This window comes from Staphylococcus sp. HMSC65H10 (genome assembly GCF_001839185.1).
In the GTDB taxonomy this organism is placed as follows: Bacteria; Bacillota; Bacilli; order Staphylococcales; family Staphylococcaceae; genus Staphylococcus; species Staphylococcus simulans.
Genome location: NZ_KV840350.1, coordinates 19,055 through 38,585 on the forward strand (window position 1 = coordinate 19,055; position 19,531 = coordinate 38,585).

The 19,531-nt window shown below is 35.6% G+C and carries 16 protein-coding genes; 3 read left to right on the plus strand and 13 right to left on the minus strand.

From position 1 onward, the window contains the following. Positions 1 to 44: 44 nt before the first annotated feature. Together HMPREF3270_RS06890 and acsA are read right to left on the minus strand one after the other, a co-directional pair. On the minus strand, positions 45 to 1,712 hold the full coding sequence (locus tag HMPREF3270_RS06890; RefSeq protein ID WP_070848451.1) for a formate--tetrahydrofolate ligase: 1,668 nt from the start codon (positions 1,710 to 1,712) through the stop codon (positions 45 to 47). 370 nt (positions 1,713 to 2,082) lie between these two features. Further along, positions 2,083 to 3,795: an acetate--CoA ligase gene (acsA, locus tag HMPREF3270_RS06895; RefSeq protein ID WP_002481207.1), complete on the minus strand. Its 1,713-nt coding sequence runs from the start codon at positions 3,793 to 3,795 to the stop codon at positions 2,083 to 2,085. A 212-nt stretch (positions 3,796 to 4,007) separates the two neighbouring features. Between acsA and HMPREF3270_RS06900 the strand changes: the two genes are divergently transcribed. After that, positions 4,008 to 4,640, plus strand: a complete 633-nt coding sequence (locus HMPREF3270_RS06900) for a GNAT family N-acetyltransferase (protein WP_070848452.1) — start codon at positions 4,008 to 4,010, stop codon at positions 4,638 to 4,640. A 12-nt stretch (positions 4,641 to 4,652) separates the two neighbouring features. Further along, a complete protein-coding gene (locus HMPREF3270_RS06905; RefSeq protein ID WP_023015983.1) occupies positions 4,653 to 5,807 on the plus strand; it encodes an acetoin utilization protein AcuC in 1,155 nt (384 codons plus the stop codon). 73 nt (positions 5,808 to 5,880) lie between these two features. Here the strand turns inward: HMPREF3270_RS06905 and ccpA are convergent, their stop codons facing one another. The 10 genes from ccpA to HMPREF3270_RS06955 all read right to left on the minus strand — a co-directional run bounded on the left by ccpA (position 5,881) and on the right by HMPREF3270_RS06955 (position 18,092). Further along, on the minus strand, positions 5,881 to 6,870 hold the full coding sequence (gene ccpA / locus HMPREF3270_RS06910; RefSeq protein WP_002481210.1) for a catabolite control protein A: 990 nt from the start codon (positions 6,868 to 6,870) through the stop codon (positions 5,881 to 5,883). 209 nt (positions 6,871 to 7,079) lie between these two features. After that, positions 7,080 to 8,171: a bifunctional 3-deoxy-7-phosphoheptulonate synthase/chorismate mutase gene (locus HMPREF3270_RS06915; protein ID WP_031262773.1), complete on the minus strand. Its 1,092-nt coding sequence runs from the start codon at positions 8,169 to 8,171 to the stop codon at positions 7,080 to 7,082. Positions 8,172 to 8,405: 234 nt separating this feature from the next. Beyond that, the gene (locus tag HMPREF3270_RS06920) at positions 8,406 to 9,569 is read right to left on the minus strand and encodes a hypothetical protein (RefSeq protein ID WP_070626259.1); all 1,164 of its coding nucleotides are present in this window, start codon (positions 9,567 to 9,569) and stop codon (positions 8,406 to 8,408) included. A 136-nt stretch (positions 9,570 to 9,705) separates the two neighbouring features. Beyond that, positions 9,706 to 10,146 (minus strand): DUF948 domain-containing protein, encoded by a 441-nt coding sequence (locus HMPREF3270_RS06925; protein WP_002481213.1) that lies wholly within the window; start codon positions 10,144 to 10,146, stop codon positions 9,706 to 9,708. A 70-nt stretch (positions 10,147 to 10,216) separates the two neighbouring features. Further along, positions 10,217 to 11,530 (minus strand): UDP-N-acetylmuramate--L-alanine ligase, encoded by a 1,314-nt coding sequence (murC, locus tag HMPREF3270_RS06930; protein WP_002481214.1) that lies wholly within the window; start codon positions 11,528 to 11,530, stop codon positions 10,217 to 10,219. An 18-nt stretch (positions 11,531 to 11,548) separates the two neighbouring features. Continuing rightward, positions 11,549 to 15,088, minus strand: a complete 3,540-nt coding sequence (locus HMPREF3270_RS06935) for a DNA translocase FtsK (RefSeq protein ID WP_070848453.1) — start codon at positions 15,086 to 15,088, stop codon at positions 11,549 to 11,551. Positions 15,089 to 15,111: 23 nt separating this feature from the next. Then, positions 15,112 to 15,711, minus strand: a complete 600-nt coding sequence (gene ytpR / locus HMPREF3270_RS06940; RefSeq protein ID WP_002481216.1) for a YtpR family tRNA-binding protein — start codon at positions 15,709 to 15,711, stop codon at positions 15,112 to 15,114. 12 nt (positions 15,712 to 15,723) lie between these two features. Beyond that, complete coding sequence (locus HMPREF3270_RS06945; RefSeq protein WP_002481217.1) at positions 15,724 to 16,590, minus strand: DUF1444 domain-containing protein; 867 nt, start codon at positions 16,588 to 16,590, stop codon at positions 15,724 to 15,726. A gap of 92 nt (positions 16,591 to 16,682) precedes the next feature. Next, positions 16,683 to 16,991 carry a thioredoxin family protein gene (locus HMPREF3270_RS06950; protein ID WP_002481218.1) on the minus strand — a complete coding sequence of 103 codons (309 nt, stop codon included), beginning with the start codon at positions 16,989 to 16,991 and terminating at the stop codon, positions 16,683 to 16,685. Between the two features lie 24 nt (positions 16,992 to 17,015). Then, a complete protein-coding gene (locus HMPREF3270_RS06955; protein ID WP_002481219.1) occupies positions 17,016 to 18,092 on the minus strand; it encodes a M42 family metallopeptidase in 1,077 nt (358 codons plus the stop codon). 83 nt (positions 18,093 to 18,175) lie between these two features. Here HMPREF3270_RS06955 and HMPREF3270_RS06960 point away from each other — a divergent pair, with 83 nt between their 5' ends. Then, positions 18,176 to 18,487: a hypothetical protein gene (locus HMPREF3270_RS06960; protein WP_002481220.1), complete on the plus strand. Its 312-nt coding sequence runs from the start codon at positions 18,176 to 18,178 to the stop codon at positions 18,485 to 18,487. 78 nt (positions 18,488 to 18,565) lie between these two features. Here HMPREF3270_RS06960 and HMPREF3270_RS06965 read toward each other — a convergent pair whose 3' ends face one another. Beyond that, on the minus strand, positions 18,566 to 19,396 hold the full coding sequence (locus HMPREF3270_RS06965) for a YtnP family quorum-quenching lactonase (protein WP_070848454.1): 831 nt from the start codon (positions 19,394 to 19,396) through the stop codon (positions 18,566 to 18,568). Between the last annotated feature and the right edge of the window lie 135 nt (positions 19,397 to 19,531).

The window sequence follows — 19,531 nt, forward strand, 5'->3', positions numbered from 1 at the left end:
GTAATATACTCACACTTCAGGGCCTGTTTTAGTTATAGCTTAAATTAGAATAAACCTTTCGCATGGCCGTCTTCTGTAACGTCCATATTTAATGCAGCTGGTTTCTTAGGTAAGCCAGGCATTGTCATAATCGCACCTGTTAAAGCAACGATAAAGCCAGCACCTGTTTTAGCTTGTAATTCTCTGATTGTGATTTCGAAATCATCAGGCGCACCTAATAAATCTTTATCATCTGAGAATGAATATTGTGTTTTAGCCATACATACTGGGTAATTATCCCAACCGTTTTCTTTAATTTGTTTCAATTGTTTTTGTGCTTTGCTTGTAAATGTTACTTTTTTACCGCCATAGATGTTTTTAACAATTTTTTCGATTTTTTGTTCAATTGGTTCATCAAGTTCATAAGTATTTTTGAAATCATGTTTTTCATTTAATACTTCTTTCACTTGTTCAGCTAATTCAATGCCGCCTTTGCCGCCTTTTTCCCAAACTTCAGTTAAGGCAATACGTACATTGTTTTCTTTTGCCCAGTCTTCAACTACTTTAGTTTCAGCATCTGTATCTGCTACGAATGCATTTAATGCTACGACTGGTTCTACACCGAATGAACGGATGTTTTTGATATGACGTGCTAAGTTTTCTAAACCGTCTTTAACTGCTTGAACATTTTCTTCTTTCAAGTCATCTTTTGCTACGCCGCCATGCATTTTCAATGCACGGATTGTCGCAACAACTACAGCAGCACTTGGTTCGAATCCTGCTTTACGTGATTTGATGTTCATGAATTTTTCAGCACCTAAGTCTGAACCGAATCCAGCTTCAGTCACCACAACATCAGCTAGTTTACGTGCTGTTTCAGTTGCAAGAATTGAGTTACAACCATGTGCAATATTTGCGAATGGCCCACCGTGAATTAATGCTGGTGTACCTTCGATTGATTGCACTAAGTTAGGTTTGATTGCGTCTTTAAGAATCATCGCAATTGCACCTTCAACTTCTAAATCAGCAACCGTAACTGGTTTGCGATCACGTGTATATGCAACTGTAATGTTAGCGATACTTTCTTTTAAGTCTTTCAAGCCAGTGCTTAGGCAAAGAATCGCCATAATTTCAGATGCTACTGTGATGTTGAATCCATCTTCACGCGGAACACCTTGTGTTGGTCCACCAAGACCTACTACAACTTGTCTTAACGCACGGTCGTTCATGTCTAACACACGTTTCCATTCGATACGACGTTGGTCAATGCCTAACGCATTACCTTGATGGATGTGGTTATCAATAAATGCTGATAACGCGTTGTTTGCTGTTGTAATCGCATGGAAGTCACCGTTGAAGTGTAAGTTGATATCTTCCATTGGTAATACTTGTGCGTAACCGCCGCCAGTTGCGCCACCTTTAATACCGAATACTGGACCTAATGCTGGCTCACGTAATGCCATAATGACATTATCTCCTAATTCATGGAAGGCATCTGCTAAACCAACAGTTACAGTTGATTTACCTTCACCAGCTGGTGTTGGACTCATTGCAGTAACAAGAACAACTTTCCCTTTGTCCCCATTGTCTTTTAATTGGTTAATGTCAATTTTAGCTTTATAGTGACCATATGGTTCTAAAGCATCTTCCGAAATACCAATCTTTTCTGCAATGTCTTTAATTGGTTGTAATGTAGCTTGATTCGCGATATCCAAATCTGATAAATGACTCAATTCATTCAGCCCCTTATTTAGTAATTGAATTACAGTCTCAGCAACCATCCGTTCACTTTATTTACCACGTACTTTTATGCCCTCAACGCTTTAAAAATACGTTTAGATAAATGCAGTAAATAGAGACTTGCTTCAACTGTTTTTAAAACCTTTTACATCATTCATCATATCGAAATATACATTTATTGTCGAACATATTCATCATTAATTTTTAAGTATTCTTACTTTTATGGTAATATTACAAAAATAGATGATAAAATTTTATGTAAAACCTTTATTTTGCAATAATGAAAGCGATACCAAAACATTGATTTTATTTTGATATCGCTCATATGATCAACCTATTTTATTGTTAGTTTTTTATATACAATTAGTCTTCCATTGTACTTAAATCACCTTCAGGAAGATCAAGTTCCCAAGCTTTTAATACACGTCTCATAATTTTACCTGAACGTGTTTTCGGTAATTTATCTTTGAATTCAATTTCTCTTGGTGCAGCGTGCGCAGATAAACCGTGTTTGACGAATGTTCTGATATCTTCTTTCAATTCATCATCTGGTTCATAGCCATGATTTAAAGCAACGAATGCTTTAATAATTTCACCACGTACTGGGTCTGGTTTACCAATAACACCTGCTTCTGCGACTGCAGGATGTTCCACTAATTTAGATTCCACTTCGAATGGTCCGACACGTTCACCAGCAGTCATAATCACATCATCAACACGACCTTGGAACCAGAAGTATCCATCTTCATCTTGATATGCTGAATCTCCTGATACATACCAATCACCAATAAAGTAAGAATCATACTTTTCTTGGTTTTTCCAAATTTTACGCATCATGGATGGCCAGCCTTTTTTAATGGCTAAGTTACCCATTCGATTCGGTGGTAACTCATTACCTTGGTCATCCACAATAGCCGCTTCAATACCAGGTAATGGTTTACCCATAGAACCTAGTTTTACATCCATAGAAGGATAGTTGACAATCATATGACCGCCTGTTTCTGTCATCCACCAAGTATCTAAAACAGTGTGTTCTAATACTTCTTTTGCCCATTTAATTACTTCTGGGTTTAATGGTTCACCTACAGAATACACTTCTCTTAATGATGATAAATCGTATTTCTTCACAACGTCGTCTCCTGCACTCATTAACATACGTAATGCTGTCGGTGCTGTATACCAAATTGTGACTTTAAATTCTTCAATCATGCCATACCATGCTTCAGGAGAGAAACGTCCCCCAGCAATACAGTTTGTCACACCGTTTAGCCAAGGTGCGAAAATACCGTATGAAGTACCAGTTACCCAACCTGGGTCTGCTGTACACCAATAAATATCGTCTTCTTGTAAATCAAGAACATATTTACCTGAAATATAGTGTACAATCATGGCATCTTGAACATGTAACACACCTTTAGGTTGTCCTGTAGAGCCAGAAGTATAATGTAAGATCAAACCGTCTTCACGATCTAACCATTCGATATCAAATGAATCGCTAGCATCTTCCATTTCTTGTTGAAAATCTACGTATTCATCGTCTACCCCATCATTATCGACGATGACAATTTTCTCTAGATTTGGTAAGTCGTCTTTTGGAATACGGTCTACTAAATCTTTCGTTGTTACAATTACTTTCGCATCACTATTATCTAAACGATCAGCGACTGCTTTTTCCATAAATGCTTCAAATAATGGTCCGACAATTGCACCAATTTTTAAAATACCAAAGAACGCAAAGTATAACTCTGGTGTTCTTGGCATAAAGATAAAGACACGATCCCCTTTTTCTACTTGTGCTTTATCTTTTAGTACGTTTGCGGCTTTATTCGATAATTGCTGCATTTCTTTATAAGTATAACTTTCTTTACGTTTGGCATCTTTGTAGTTTAAGGCCACTTTATCCCCTAGACCATTATCTACGTGACGATCAATACATTCATACGCCATATTGATCTTTCCTGTTTCATACCATGAAAAAGCTTTTTCTACGTCTTTCCAATCAAAGTTCTGATACGTTTCGTCATAGTTTTGAAGGTTATAATTACCTTCTCCCCCTTTATAAATATCAACTTTCATTTGAATTGCCCCCTTTGTTTGAAATCGCTTTCAAAAACCATTATACAAAAATCATAGTAAATTTTCAAAAATAATTGCGATAATTCTGATTTGTGTGTAAATTGATGTTAAAACCATTATAATTAAATTAATACGTGGAAACATATCATTTTAGTGAAAAAGTAAATTTGAGCACTCTCATCTTAGGAGAATATGAAAAAGGATGTGGCAAGATGGAACATGTCAAAACGTATGTAAAACAAACATACACACGTCACGATACAACTTATGTTATTGAAGGTCCTGTACCACGTAAACAACTTGAACAAATGGATTACGATGATGGTTTGGATGCATTTAGAAGACCTATCGAACAATTTGAAGCGATTCAAGAAATTAGTGAATTGCCAGAAGGTCGTATTTACGTCTTACGACATGAAAACACCATTGTCGGATATGTCACTTATCATTATCCTGATCCATTAGAACGTTGGTCCACAGGCAACCTGCCCTATTTAATTGAGCTTGGTGCCATTGAAATAGCTTTACCGCATCGCGGTACAGGATTAGGTAATGAACTCATTAAAACGAGCTTAAGTGAAGATGAATTTGAAGATTATATTGTGTTAACAACTGAGTACTATTGGCACTGGGATTTGAAAAACTCTAAATTAGATGTCTACGAATATAAAAAATTAATGCAAAAGTTGATGTCTCATGGGGGTTTAGAGATTTTCGCAACTGATGATCCTGAAATTACAGGACATCCAGCAAACTGTTTAATGGCAAGAATCGGTGCACGTATCACATTAGACCAGATGGAGGCGTTTGATGATATACGTTTTATGAACCGCTTCTTCTACTAAAGGGGAGATTTTATGAGTCAAAACAAAAAACAAACGGGGTATGTTTATTCAAATCAATTAATGCGCTATCGGTTCAGTAATGAACATCCTTTTAATCAAATGCGCTTAAAATTGACGACTGAACTGTTAATCGATGCAGGATTACTGAGTTCAAGTCAAATTATTACACCGAGAATCGCCACAGATGAAGAATTAACACTTATACATTCTTATGACTATGTAAATGCGATTAAACACGCTTCTCGTGGAATTTTAAGTGAGGTAGAATCCAAAAAATATGGTTTTGCGAACGAAGATACATCGCAGTTTAAACATATGCATCAACATAGTGCACGTATTGTTGGCGGTGCTTTAAAACTTGCTGATATGATTGTTCAAGGAGAAGTTAAAAACGGATGTCATTTAGGCGGAGGATTACATCATGCATTGCCAGGCCGCGCAAATGGCTTCTGTATTTACAATGATATCGCCATTACCGCTAAATACTTATCTGAACGCTATAACATGAAAGTGATGATTATAGATACAGATGCACATCATGGGGACGGTGTGCAATGGAGCTTCTATACACAAAATGAAATTCTGAATTATTCCATTCATGAAACGGGTAAATTTTTATTTCCAGGTTCAGGTCATTATACAGAACGAGGCAAAGAACAAGGTTTCAGTTATTCTGTCAATGTTCCGCTTGAACCTTATACAGAAGATGATTCATATATTGATTGTTTTAAACGCACTGTCACACCTGTTGTTAAATCATTCAAACCTGATATTATTTTAAGTGTACATGGTGTTGATATTCACTATCTCGATCCACTTACTCATATGAATTGTACTTTAGATTCACTCTATGCTATTCCCTATTATATTAAAGCGTTGGCAGATGAATATACAGATGGGAAAGTCATGATGTTCGGTGGCGGTGGATATAACATTTGGCGCGTTGTTCCAAGAGCTTGGAGTCATGTCTTCTTGAGTTTGATGGATGTGCCGATTCAACATGGAGATTTACCGAAAGAATGGGTAGAAAAATGGCGAACTTATGCGCCGACTGATTTGCCAACGACTTGGGAGGATAAACGTCTAGATTATATGGAAATTCCACGTACTGCAGAAATTACTGCTAAGAACTTAAAACATGCGAACCAGGTTGCGAGTTGGTTCTGATTAAATGAAGGAAAATAAAAAAGTCTGGAGGAAAGTAATGTGACTTTCTTTCAGACTTTTAAATTTATACATCTTATTTTGTTGTACCGCGATACTCTATACGATATGGTAAAATGACCGTTGAATCTTCAATCGTTTCATTATTCATATATTTAGTAAGTAAACGCATACCTACTGCACCGATGTCATAAAGCGGTTGAATGACACTTGATAGTTGCGGACGTACCATTTCAACTAAACGTGTATTATTAAAGCTTACAATTTGTAAATCAGATGGAATGTTGATATTCGCATCTTCAGCCGCATGGACAATACCAATAGCTTGTTCATCACTGATAGATAAAATTGCATCTGGTTGATACGCTTTAATATCTTCAAAAGCTTTAATACCATCGCGATATGTTTCTTTACCTCTGAAAGTCAGATTATCTTCTAAAGATAAACCATGTGATGCTAGTGTATCTCTTAAACTAGATAATACATCGTTTTCTGCTTTTTCAGAGTTATTGCCGCCAACAAAGGCAAAGCGTTTTGCGCCAGAATTGATTAAATGATTAGTCACTTCTTCAGCAGCTTGTTTATAGTCGATATTTACAGAAGCAACTGTATTATCATCATCACTTGTTCCTGAAACTACAACAGGTACAGAAGAGTTTTCAATTAAACTTTCCAATTCTGCATCGAGTGTTCCGCCTAAGAAGATAATACCATCTACTTGTTTGCTAAGTAGATTGTTAAAAATTTCTTTAGCTTTTTCTAAATCATTGTCAGAGTTAGAAATAATTGAATGATATTTATACATCGTTGCAATATCTTCTAACCCTCTTGCGAGTTGAGAATAGTATACATTCGAGATATCTGGAATAATTACCCCGACTGTTGTTGTTTTTTTACTTGCTAACCCTCGTGCAACAGCATTAGGTCTGTAGTTAAGCTTTTTGATGACTGCATTTACTTTATCTCTAGTTTCTGGTTTGACATTTTGGTTGCCATTTACCACACGAGAAACAGTTGCCATGGAAACACGCGCTTCTCTTGCAACATCATAAATAGTAACGGTCATAATATCACCCTTTCTGAAAGCGTTTCAAACACTATTATAGTAAGTTTTCACAACATTTTCAAAGTGTACCATAATTTGTCACAAACTCAAAACAAAACTTTCTGCTGTCACTGTTTTGTCACACATATGATGTTTTGCAAAACACAAAAAAGCCCTTTAAATCAAAGGTTTGAATACTTTAATTTAAAAGGCTTTCAATTAACAATATATTAGCGTAATTGCTTGCTATCGTACATATCAGCAAGTGGTTTTAGCTCATCATAGAATTTGTTGAATTGTTCAATATCCATTTGTTGTCCGCTATCACTTAATGCAACAGCTGGATCAGGATGTACTTCTGCCATAACACCATCTGCACCTACTGCTAAAGCTGCTTTAGCTGTTGGAAGCATAATATCTTTTCTTCCTGTACTATGTGTTACGTCTACCATTACTGGTAAGTGTGTACCTTGTTTAAGAATCGGTACTGCTGAGATATCTAAAGTATTACGTGTTGCTTTTTCGTATGTTCTGATACCGCGTTCACATAAGATAATATTTTGGTTACCTTGTGATGCGATATATTCTGCTGCGAAAATGAACTCTTCAATTGTCGCAGATAAACCACGTTTTAATAAAATTGGTTTGTTTGTACGTCCTGCTTCTTTTAATAATTCGAAGTTTTGCATGTTACGTGCACCAATTTGGAACACATCTAGGTAATCATCTGCCAATTCTAAATCAGCTGGTGTTACGATTTCACTTACAACATTTAAATTATATTTATCTTTAACGTTTTTAAGAATTTTCAATCCTTCTAATCCTAGACCTTGGAAGTCATAAGGAGAAGTACGTGGTTTGAAAGCACCGCCACGGATGAATTTTAATCCTTTACTTTGTAAGTCTTGAGCAACTGCATCGACTTGTTCTTGTGATTCTACTGAACATGGACCGAAAATGAATGACTTGTTGCCATCACCAATAACTCCACCATTGTCAAAGCGTACAATTGTATCTTCTGCTTTTAATTTTCTTGAAACAATTAAATGTTTTTCACGATCAGATTTTTGTAAGTCAGTGGATGCTTTAAATATTTCTTTGAATAATTGTTTAATTACATTATCGTTAAATGGACCATTATTTTTTTCAATTAAAGCATTCAACATTACTTTTTCACGTTCAGGATCATAAACCTTAGTACCTTGTTTACGCTTTTCATCCCCTATTTTCTGTGCTAACTTACCACGTTCTACTAGTAAGTCTAAAATCTTTTCATTAATGTCTTGAATTTCATTTCTGTACTGTTCTAACTTATTCATTATTTGGTCACCTCTATGTAATTTTTGCATCCAATTTATCACGCTTTAAAGCGATAAAAATATTGAATTTAACAGTTATTCTAGCAAGAACTTTATCATTAATCAAGAGGAAAAGCGAAATAAATCGAATTGTTTCGATTATTATTAATTTTCTCACAATTCCTTAACTAGATTTAACCAAAAGTAAAAAAGAAAATCAACCTCAAAAAGAATAAGGTTGATTTCTTTTAGGTACAATTAGTCATTGAATGTTTTCTTTTCAATTTTCTTCGTAGTTGTTTCACCTTTTGGTTGTGTCTTTGTAGTGTTATTCGTTGTTTTCTTATTCGCTGGTGTTACACTAGGTTTCTTTGTTGATTTGTTTGCTGCTGATTTTGTTGTCTTTGTTGTTGTTTTTTGTGTCGTTGTTTTGTTTCCTTTTGCTGCTGGTTTTTGTGTTGTTGTTTTTGTAGTTTTTGTCGCATCTTTCGGTGAAGTAGCTTTCGCTGTCTGCTTAGTTGTTGATGCATTTTTCTTAGGTGTGTTTGTTGTTTTAGTTGTTTCTGTTTTCGTTGTTTTTGTATCATTAACAGTCTTAGATTCTACTTTACCTGATGCTTCTGGTGTTTTGTGTGCTTCTGAATGATTAGCAGTTGCTTTATCATGCGTAATAACACCTTTATTGAATGAAGCTTTCTCATGTGTTTGTGCTGTACGTTTTTCAGCATCTGCAGGTTTTGCTGCTTTAGCATCCGCAGCTTTTTTGCTTCCTGCTGCTGTTGCTGCAGCTGCAACTGTAACTAATACTGGAACTGTTTTAAAACCACTTGATTTTACTGGTTTAGCTTCAAATAGTTCAGCTACTTTAGCTGCTACTGTATTATCATTTTCAATTAATTTAGCTTTTTCTTTCGCTGCTAATGCATTTCCTGTTGCTGTAAATTCATGGAAAGGCACTGTATCTGGTTGTGAAGATTTTAAAGGATTGTTGTCTGTTTGAACATCTTGAGCTTGCGGAGAAACATTTGCTAAATCATGTGCTGCTGCTTCATTACGAATTGCTTCACGTTGCGCTCGTAATGCTTTTGGATCTGTTTCTTGTTCATCATTGTTGAATTTTTGTTTTACATCAGATTTAAGCTGTTGTGCTTTATCTTTAATATCTTGAATTTGACTTTGTGCATTTGCTTTAAGCGCATCTGTCTGTGCAGACACTTTTTCTTTCACTGATGGTTTCTTTGCTTCTGCTGGTTGATTTTGCTTTTCAAGTTGTTTACGTTTTTTCACTTGATTAATCACAAAACCACCTGCTGTACCAATAAATATTCCTGCGATGAACCCATAAACGAAATCTTTACGGACAGTATCAGACATAGCTTCAACTTCGTAAATTTCTAATCTAGCTTCGTCGTTCTTTCTCATGTATTTGCCTCCTATAAAGTAAAAGCACTTAAACAAAGTTGATTCAACCTCATTTAAGTGCAGTTAGTACGTCTTATAATTGATAATGTAGCCTACAGATGAGGTACACAGTTCCAATTAGAACTGCATTTAACCATTATCCTCTGTAGTTTGCACTTTCTCTACGTTGTTTTCTGTATTGCCATTTATCAGCAATTTCCATCGCAACGTTTGACCATTGGATGACTTGTGAAATTTTATCTTCGTTTTGAGAAATATTATGTGCAATTGAGTTAGTTACTCGGTCCACTGATCCATCTAAATCTTGGATAGAGTCACCGATACCTTTTACTCCATCAACTACAGAATTTAAGCGGTCCACTTTATCTTGAATATCTTCAGTTAAGCGGTTTGCTTTATGAAGTAAATCTGTTGATTCTCTTGTAATCCCTTGAATTTGTCCTTCAATTCCATCAAGAGTCTTAGCCACGTAGTCTAAGTTTTTCTTAACAGATAAAAGAACAACTACAATTCCGATTACTAATACTAAAAATGCTATAGCTGCAATTAGACCTGCTATAGGTAAAATCCAGTCCATTAAAAACGCCTCCTAAATTGCTTATGTCTTATTTTTACTTAATACCCATACATATTTTAACATAAACATATTAAAATTCATTAATTACTCCGTGATTGTCTAAATAGGCACGTTCAACTTTTTGAATATCCCCTGCACCCATAAATAAAATCACAGCATCTTCATATGATTTCAATATATTTACATTTTTTTCACCGATTAATTGCGCACCTGGAATGCGATCAATTAAATCTTGAATTGTCAAACTGCCTTCATGTTCACGGATAGATCCGAAAATATCACATAAGAAGACACGGTCTGCTTTATTCAAGCTTTCAGCAAACTCATTCAAGAACGCTTTTGTTCTAGAATACGTATGCGGTTGAAAGACAGCGATAACCTCTTTATGCGGGTATTTTTTACGTGCTGTCTCAATTGTAGCATTAATTTCGCGCGGATGGTGGGCATAATCGTCAACAATTACTTGATTATGTACTTTTGTTTCATTAAATCTACGTTTCACTCCGCCGAATGTTTCTAACGCTTCTTTAATATTTTTTACATCAAGACCTTCTAAATGGCAAACCATAATAACCGCAAGTGTATTTAAGATATTATGATCCCCGTATTGCGGTGATAAGAAATGGTCGAAGAATTTACCGTCAATGTACACGTCAAACGATGTACCATGTTCTGTAATTTGAAGGTTATCAGCATAAATATCTTCATCTTTTTCTAATCCATAGTAATAAACAGGAACATCTGCTTTAATTTTTCTTAAATGGTCATCTTTACCCCATGCGATAATTGCTTTTTTGACATTATGCGCCATTTCTTGGAACGCACTTGTAACGTCATCAATATCTTTAAAATAATCAGGATGATCAAAGTCGATGTTCGTCATAATCGCATAATCCGGATGATAACTTAAAAAGTGACGTCTATATTCACATGCTTCAAACGCAAAATATTCACTTTGAGGAATACCTAAACCTGTGCCATCACCAATTAAGAAAGAAGTTCTTTTATCTCCATTCATTACATGTGATAAAAGGCCTGTTGTAGATGTTTTGCCGTGTGCACCTGTCACAGCTACAGACGTATACTGCTCAATGACATGGCCTAAGAATGTAGGATAATCAATAATTTCTAATCCTAATTCTTTTGCGCGGACAATTTCTTCATGTTCATCTGAAAAGGCGTTTCCTTGAATAACAACCATGCCTTTTTGAATATTGTCTGGGTTAAATGGCAAAATTTTAACCCCTTTATTTCTTAATGCATCTTCTGTAAACACATATTGGTCGATGTCGGAGCCCTGAACTTCATGGCCTAAATCATGCATAATTTGCGCCAATGAACTCATACCAGAGCCTTTAATACCGACAAAATGATAGTGTGTCATACTTAAACTCCTTCTTTCTTATTCCTCATTTATTTCAGCTGCAGTCAAATAAACTTCTCTTGGTTTCGAACCGTTCGAACCTGAAATATAACCCAACGCTTCAAGTTGGTCAACAATTCGTGCAGCTCTATTGTAACCAATTTGGAAATGACGCTGAATGAGTGATGTTGAGATATTGCCCTCTGCAACCATAAATCGACATACATCATCAAACAACTCATCTTTAGGTTGTGCTTTTGTTTGTTTTAACAATTCTTTTTCTTCAAATAAATATTCCGGTTCACGTTGTGCCTTAATAAAATCGACAACTGCATCGATTTCTTCATCAGACACAAAGCTGCCTTGAACGCGAATTGGTTTATTCATACCATTACCTAGATACAACATATCACCGTAACCAAGTAAGCGTTCTGCACCGCCGCTATCTAATATAGTTCTTGAATCCACACTAGATGATACCATAAATGCGATACGAGTTGGAATATTCGCTTTGATTAATCCTGTAATAACGTTTACAGATGGACGTTGTGTTGCTACAAGCATATGAATACCGCATGCACGTGCTTTTTGTGCAATTCTCGCAATAGATTGCTCTACATCTTGCGGTGCCATCATCATTAAGTCTGCAAGCTCGTCGATTACAATGACAATTTTAGGCAAACGTTGCTCGTATGAAGCTTTTTTATTGAAAGCTGTAATATTTCGCACATGATATTGCGCAAATAATTTATAACGTCTTTCCATTTCATCAACAGCCCACTTCAAGCTTTGTGTTGCTGCTTTGACATCTGTAATCACAGGTGATACTAAATGCGGTAAACCATTGTATGGTGCTAACTCTACCATTTTCGGATCAATCAGCAAGAGTTTCAACTCTTCTGGATGATTTTTATATAATAGTGAAAGTAATATGCTGTTGATACAAACAGATTTACCTGAACCCGTAGCCCCTGCTATCAGTGCGTGTGGCGTTTTCGCAATATCCATTAATAACGGTTCATTATTGATGCGATTTCCCATCGCAACTGTTAATTTAGATTCTGCATTCTTAAATTGAGGACTCTCAATAATAGATTTTAAGTTCACTTTTGTTGGCGATATATTTGGTACTTCTATACCTACTAAACTTGTACCTGGAATCGGTGCCTCAATTCGAATATCTTTGGCGGCTAAAGCCATTTTCAAATCATCATGTAATGCAGTGATTCTAGAAACTTTTACCCCTTTTTCAACAGATAATTCAAAACGTGTCACACTAGGTCCTTCTGTAACATTCTTAACCTCTGCAGGTACATTGAAGTAATAAAATGCATCATTCAACTCTTCTTTTTTCTCATCTATCCACTCTTGGTCAACTTCATGTACTTCTGGTTCATCTAATAAATCTAGACTTGGCAGTTTTAAATTAGGCCCTTTTCGAATACCTTCGTGATGTGCTTGAACAGGTTCCTTTTGTGCAGTTACAGGTTGCTTAACTTCCTCTTGTGCATTAGATTGTGTCGTTTTTGCTGTCTGTACGCTTGTTGTGATATGTCCTTGTTCAGCTTTTGGTTGATCAGAATTTTGATTTTCATGTTGTGATGATTGTGGTTCACTGTCGTCATGAGTCGAAACTTCAGTCGTTTGTGAAGCCAAGCTTTGTTCAGGCTCTGAAGAAACTGCAGAATCATTTGTTTGTGTTTTTGATGTTTGTGCAGCTTTACGTTTTTGTGCATCCATCATACGACGTTTGTCTGATGGTGTCATCATCACATTGAACGGCTTAGCACCTTTACGAATTGGACGAGAAATTTTCGGTTGTTCAGTTTTAACTTCTTCTGCCTCTGCTTTATTTTCTTCTTGTTCTTCATTATTAGAGTCAGGTGTAGAAACTTTTTCATTAGTTTCTTCTTGTTCAACTGATTCTTCTTGTTCCTCTTTTATTTCTGTTTTTGACTCTTCTTTTTCTGCATCATCAGATTTTGGTTGATCTGGTTTCAATTGAGGTTCAAGGCTCGATTTTGCTTTTTCTTCTGTGACTTCTTCTTTAGTCTCATCAGTTTTCGTTGCCTCTGATTTAGATGTATTACTATCTGGTGCTAACACAGGTTCTTGAACCTCCGTAGAATTATCTTCTTGTAGTTCATCCTGTTCATCTTCAGGTTCTTCTGATGTTTCTTGTACTGGTTCTGATTCCTGTTCGTCAGTACTTTCATGCATTTCAGTTCCATTTACAGGTTCTTCTGGTACTTCTTCCTGTTCACTTTCAACTGGTTCTTCTTCATCTTCAATTTCAGTATATTGTGCTTCAGAAACTTCTGGTAAAGGTTCAGGAGACTCTGTTAGATTTTCTGTCTCAGATTGAGGTGATTCTGATTCTAGTTGTTGTGTTTCTTCAGGAGCATCTTCTACAACTTTAACGTCTTGTTCGTCTAATTGATGCATGTCTTGAACTTGGTTTAAATCTACTTCTTCATAGTCAAAGTCGTTTTGTGGTTGTGTTGACGTTTCTTCAGACGTTTCTGTTTGTATGTGTTCTGAGGTAGGTTGTTGTGTTTCTTCGCCTTCTTGGTATTCAGCAGCTCTGGCTTCTTTTTCTTTTTCAAAGCCATTTTCTTGGAAGACTGGATCTTCTACATACTGTTTGGCTTGTTCAGCATACATTTCATCAATAGCCTTTTGAATTGAGCTGACATCTTCTTGTTCACGTTTTTGTTGAAGAGCTTCTTTGAATTTTTTGCGTTGTAACACTTTTCGTTCGCGTTCACGTCGAATTTCTTCAACAATTTGTGAAGCATAAATATTATTAATATTAATTGTATTATCCGCTTTAGAATAATTAGGTGTTTGTTTCACTTGGTGTTGTGAATCTTTAGAAGACAGTTGTTCTGTTTCATTTTTTGTGTCTTCGGATTCTCTTGTTTCAACTTCATGTGCTTTTGAAGCTTGTTTACGTGAACCATTTAATGGATCTGTCGGTATTTTTTCTTGTTGGTTTGTAGATTCTTCAGTAACACCTTCTGAACGTTGAATAACACCATTTTCTAAAGGATGACGTTTTTTCGTACCGAAAATAGCTGAAGGTACTTCTTCAGCTCTGAATTCACCACTTTTATAATAGATATCTTTCGTATCATAGCGTGTCGAATAATTCTGTACACGTCTATTTTGATGTTCTCTTTGATGCGTTTGTTCTGGAGCACGTTCTCTTGATTCTGATTGCTTACGTGTGTTGCGTGAAGAACGAAATGATGGTGTATCGTCATCATAAAACGTACGTCTTCTTCTATGACGACGGTCTGGTTTTTGATACGAAGAAGTTTCAACAAATTCTTCTGACTCATAAGCTGGTTCAGAATGATTGGATTCTGAATCTGATTCTGTTTGTTGGTCAGAATCATTCACATGAAGTGGAAATCTAAAATTACCTTTTGGACGTTCGTAAATATCATTATTTTCTGGTAGTAATGCATGACGACGACGTTCTTTTTCTTCTAATTTTTGTCTGCGCTGACTATATTTTCTTTGATAAACTTCTTCTTCGTCTTCATCACTAAACAATTTATCAAACCAGTTCATAATGTCACTTCCTTCCAATCACTTTATTCTTCGAAAAATGGTTGTCCTGTTTGGTAATCCTCAGATAATACCATAATTCCTTTTTCTTGCGGTGCGTTCGGTAAATTTAATTCTTTCATTGAGCAAACCATACCGCTTGATGGTACACCACGTAATTCAGCATCTTTAATAACCATACCGCTAGGCATTACAGCGCCTACTTTTGCGACTACAACCTTTTGATCCGCTTCAACATTTGGCGCACCACATACAATTTGTAATGTTTCATTTCCAACATCTACTTGTAAAATGCTTAATTTATCCGCATTTGGATGTTTTTCTTTAGTTTTAACATAACCTACTACAAATTTTGGTGATAAGTCAGAATCTAATTGATCGTCAATACCTGATTCTTTTAAGACGTTTTGTAAACCATCTAATAATTCTGGTGTAAGTTTAATATGTCCATTACCTTCGATTGGTAAATGCTTAGAAGCATTGAAGATATTATATCCTACAGCTTTACCATCTAACGTAATTCTCACTACGTCACCATGTGTTGTATAGTCGAACTCTCCTTCAGCAGGTTCTACTTGTAAGAATGCTACATCTCCTACGCCGTTTAAGTTGTAAAATAAATTCATTATCTATTCTCCTTATTTCTTATCGTTTTTCTTTTGATTTTTTACTGTGCTCAATTCTTGGACCACATTTGGACTCTTATCTTTTTTGTTTTTATTATTTTTAGCCAAGATAAAGATAGGTTCTAAGTGGCCATTATCGTATCCGAATGATAGCGATGTAATTGGTACAAGACCTTTCGTGAAGAATTCCATGGTTAAATGAGCCATCACATCGTAACCCGTTTTATTTCTGATATCTGCCACAACTAAAACATCTTGATGCGGAACAGCTACTAACATTTCACCTTCACAGTTTTCTTCAAATTGATTTAATAATGGCGTGTTTAAAATTCTACTCGCATCGTACCCATCATTCGTATTAATAAAATAGAACAGATTGCCTTTAACTTCATCTGTTTTGTATGGGTTATCTAATTTTCTGATATTGAATAATGCCATTTCTTTAATTTGTTGTGCAGTCACATTCAATTGTTTCAGCATTGATTCGTCAATGAGTCGATAAGACTTTCCTAAATCTAATGCATAATAGATATTTGTTTCTGCTGTATGTGCATCAATCACAAACGGATGCCCCTCTTTAGTTTCCTTATCGAAACTTGCTGCACGCATCACTGGCATCACTTTGATATTGTCCATTTGTTGCAGTGCATCATCACTCATTTGTTGAATTGTTTCATTGACATAGTAAACAATCTCATCAACAATTTTTTCTTGTTGATCGTTATATTTCGCGACGATGGGTGTTAATCTAATCGTTACACCTTTACCATTATCTTTACGTGCAATGCGCAAGGTATCTTCTTCTCTATTAAATGTAAAATTAACATCTAAATGATTTAAACGTTCTTTTAGTTTATCTCTCATTTGAAAGACATTCATATTAACACTCCTAATTACATACCTTTTTATAGTTTACCGTAAAAATACCCTTAGGAACAGAAAAAATGTGAATTTCCTAAGGGTATTTTTATTTAAATATTCGTAATAAATTCGCTGATTTGTTCAATCGTTTTTCTATCTTTGCTGACATAACTTCCGACTTGTTCGCCGTTCTCGTAAACTAAAAAGCTTGGAATCCCCATAATTCCTAAGTCCGCTGCTAAATCAATAAATTTATCGCGATCTACTGACACAAATGTATAGTCCGGATGTTTTTCTTCTAATTCAGGAAGTCTCGGTGCGATAAAACGACAATCTACGCACCAATCTGCTGTAAACATAAATACAGTTTTACCTTGTTTAAGTTGTTCAAACGCTTCTACTGATTCTAATTGTTTCATATTTATCCACTTCTTTCTTCTTATTTATGAATATTGTAAATGTGCAATGGTTTCATCATCTAATCCTAAAATAGATGCTTCAAGTAATGCTCTTGCTGAATAATAATCTCTGATATCAAATACTGAATCGGAGCTATGAATATAGCGTGCACAAACACCAATGACTGCAGTTGGGATACCTATGTTCGCTTTGTGAATCTCTCCTCCATCAGTGCCGCCTGGTGAAATATAATATTGTGTATTAATATCATGTTGTTGTGCTTGTTCTAATAAATAATCTCTGAATGCTGGTTTAAGAATCATGGTTCCATCTTTAATACGGATTAATGTTCCTGCTCCCAGTTTACCAGAAAGTTGTTGTACACCTTTCATATCGTTAGCTGGTGAACAATCGACTACAAATGCTACATCTGGATCAATTTGTTCTGCAGCTGCACGTGCACCTCTTAAACCGACTTCTTCTTGGACATTTGCACCTACATATAAATCAACATCTAGTTCTTTGTCTTTAAATAATTTTAAAATTTCAATCGCTAATAAACAACCATAACGATTATCCCATGCTTTACCCGCAAAACGATGTTCAGATAATTGAATTAAAGAGGTATCAGGAACAATTGAATCTCCAATCTCTACACCACGTGCTCTGACTTCATCTGCAGAGTCACTACCGATGTCTAACATTAAATCTTTAATTTGCGGTTGACCTTCATTACCTGTTCTGAAATGTTTAGGAATGCTTGCAACAACACCTGTAATAATTTCTTGTTGTCTTGTTTTGACTTTTAAACGTTGACCTTGCCATATATCTGCAGCAACGCCGCCTAAGTTCGTAAAGTGCAGCATACCATTTGATGTAATGTCAGTAATCATAAAACCGACTTCATCCATATGTGCTGCTACCATCACTTTTTTCGCATTTTCTTTTTTAGATTTTTTTACCGCGTAAAATCCACCCATACGGTTATAGATGAACTCGTCAGCGTATGGTTCCATTTCTTTTTTTATGTACGCTCTTAAATCTTGTTCAAAACCTGGTGCACCATGAAATTCTGTTAAAGCTTTAATATGTTGTAATGTTTCATTTTTCGCAATTTCCACTGTTCATCGCTCCTTAATAATTCATTATCCTCCTAATGTTATGGTAGAATATTGTTATAACGTAAGTGGAGGTATAAATTGAGATGTCTCGAAGAAAAATTTTGTTATTGATAGTATTACCAATCACAGTTTTATTGAGTAGTTTACTAGCTTACCTCACATTTTTAGGCACTAAAAAGTATAACCCGCAAAAGTTAATTGAAGAAGTGAAAAGCTACTTTATGAACGTGACAGGGTCATACATTGTCTCAGAACCTCAACCATTCGAACAAGACGGTATTCATTATGAAATATACCGTGGCGGTGTTACAACTAAAAACCACGGCAAAATCAGTAATTATGAATTTATCGCCGATGCGACAAATGGTAAAATCATTAACATAAAAGAAGTTTAATGATATTGGTATGCATACTTATTCTAACAATGTTTCCGTATAACGGAGACATTGTTTTTTTGTTGCATTTGTTTTAAGTTATTGATTTCTTTTTATTTCTGCTTTGATAGAATGATCTTCTTTATCAAATTTAAGCGCAAAGTATGACGCATCATGATAAAACAAGAACCAATAATCCTGCATAATCAACCAAGGCAGCCATCTTTCTTTCTCTCTGATTGATTGCATTGGATAATCATCATATGATGTTACCCATAATGGGTTCATATGCGCATGTGAAGGAAAAATATCTGCCATATGGACTGCTTTTTCTCCATCACTTTCAATAGTAATTATACTATGTCCAAAACTATGACCACCCGTATGATACATATGAATACCTGGCACTACCTCAATCTCATCTTCAAATAAAATTATATGCTTTTGATAATCACCGAGATTAAGTTCAGGCCAATATGTTGCTTTACTGCGTAGATTAGGTGCTAAAAATTCATGCCATTCATCTTGTTGTATATAATGAACTGCATTAGGGAATTTCGCATGACCTTCTACATCAGATAAACCTGAAGCGTGATCATAATGCATATGGGTCATCAAGACAATATCAATGTCCTCTGATGTTAAACCGAGCTTTTGCAGCCCTTCTTCAATTAATCCTTCATTTTCAACACCAAAGTTACGTTTTTGTTTTTCGGTAAGCTTGCCTTCACCTAAACCTGTATCAATCAAGATATTGTGTTCTTCTGTTTGAACTAAAATCGGAGATACACTCATGGGTACTTGGTTTTTTTCATTTGCTGGTATTTTTCTATCCCATAAGGGTTTCGGAACCGGACCGAACATCGTGCCTCCGTCCATGTGCGTCATACCACCGTTCAAATCATGGATTTTAAATTTTCCTAGTTTCAAAAGCCTCACCCTAACGTTCAGATATATAACTAAGTATAGGTTGATATAGACATATTTTCAAACTTTAGAAACACAAAAAAAACTGCATTCTATTGAATGCAGTCAGACTGTCGACAAAGTCCTACGGACTTGTCG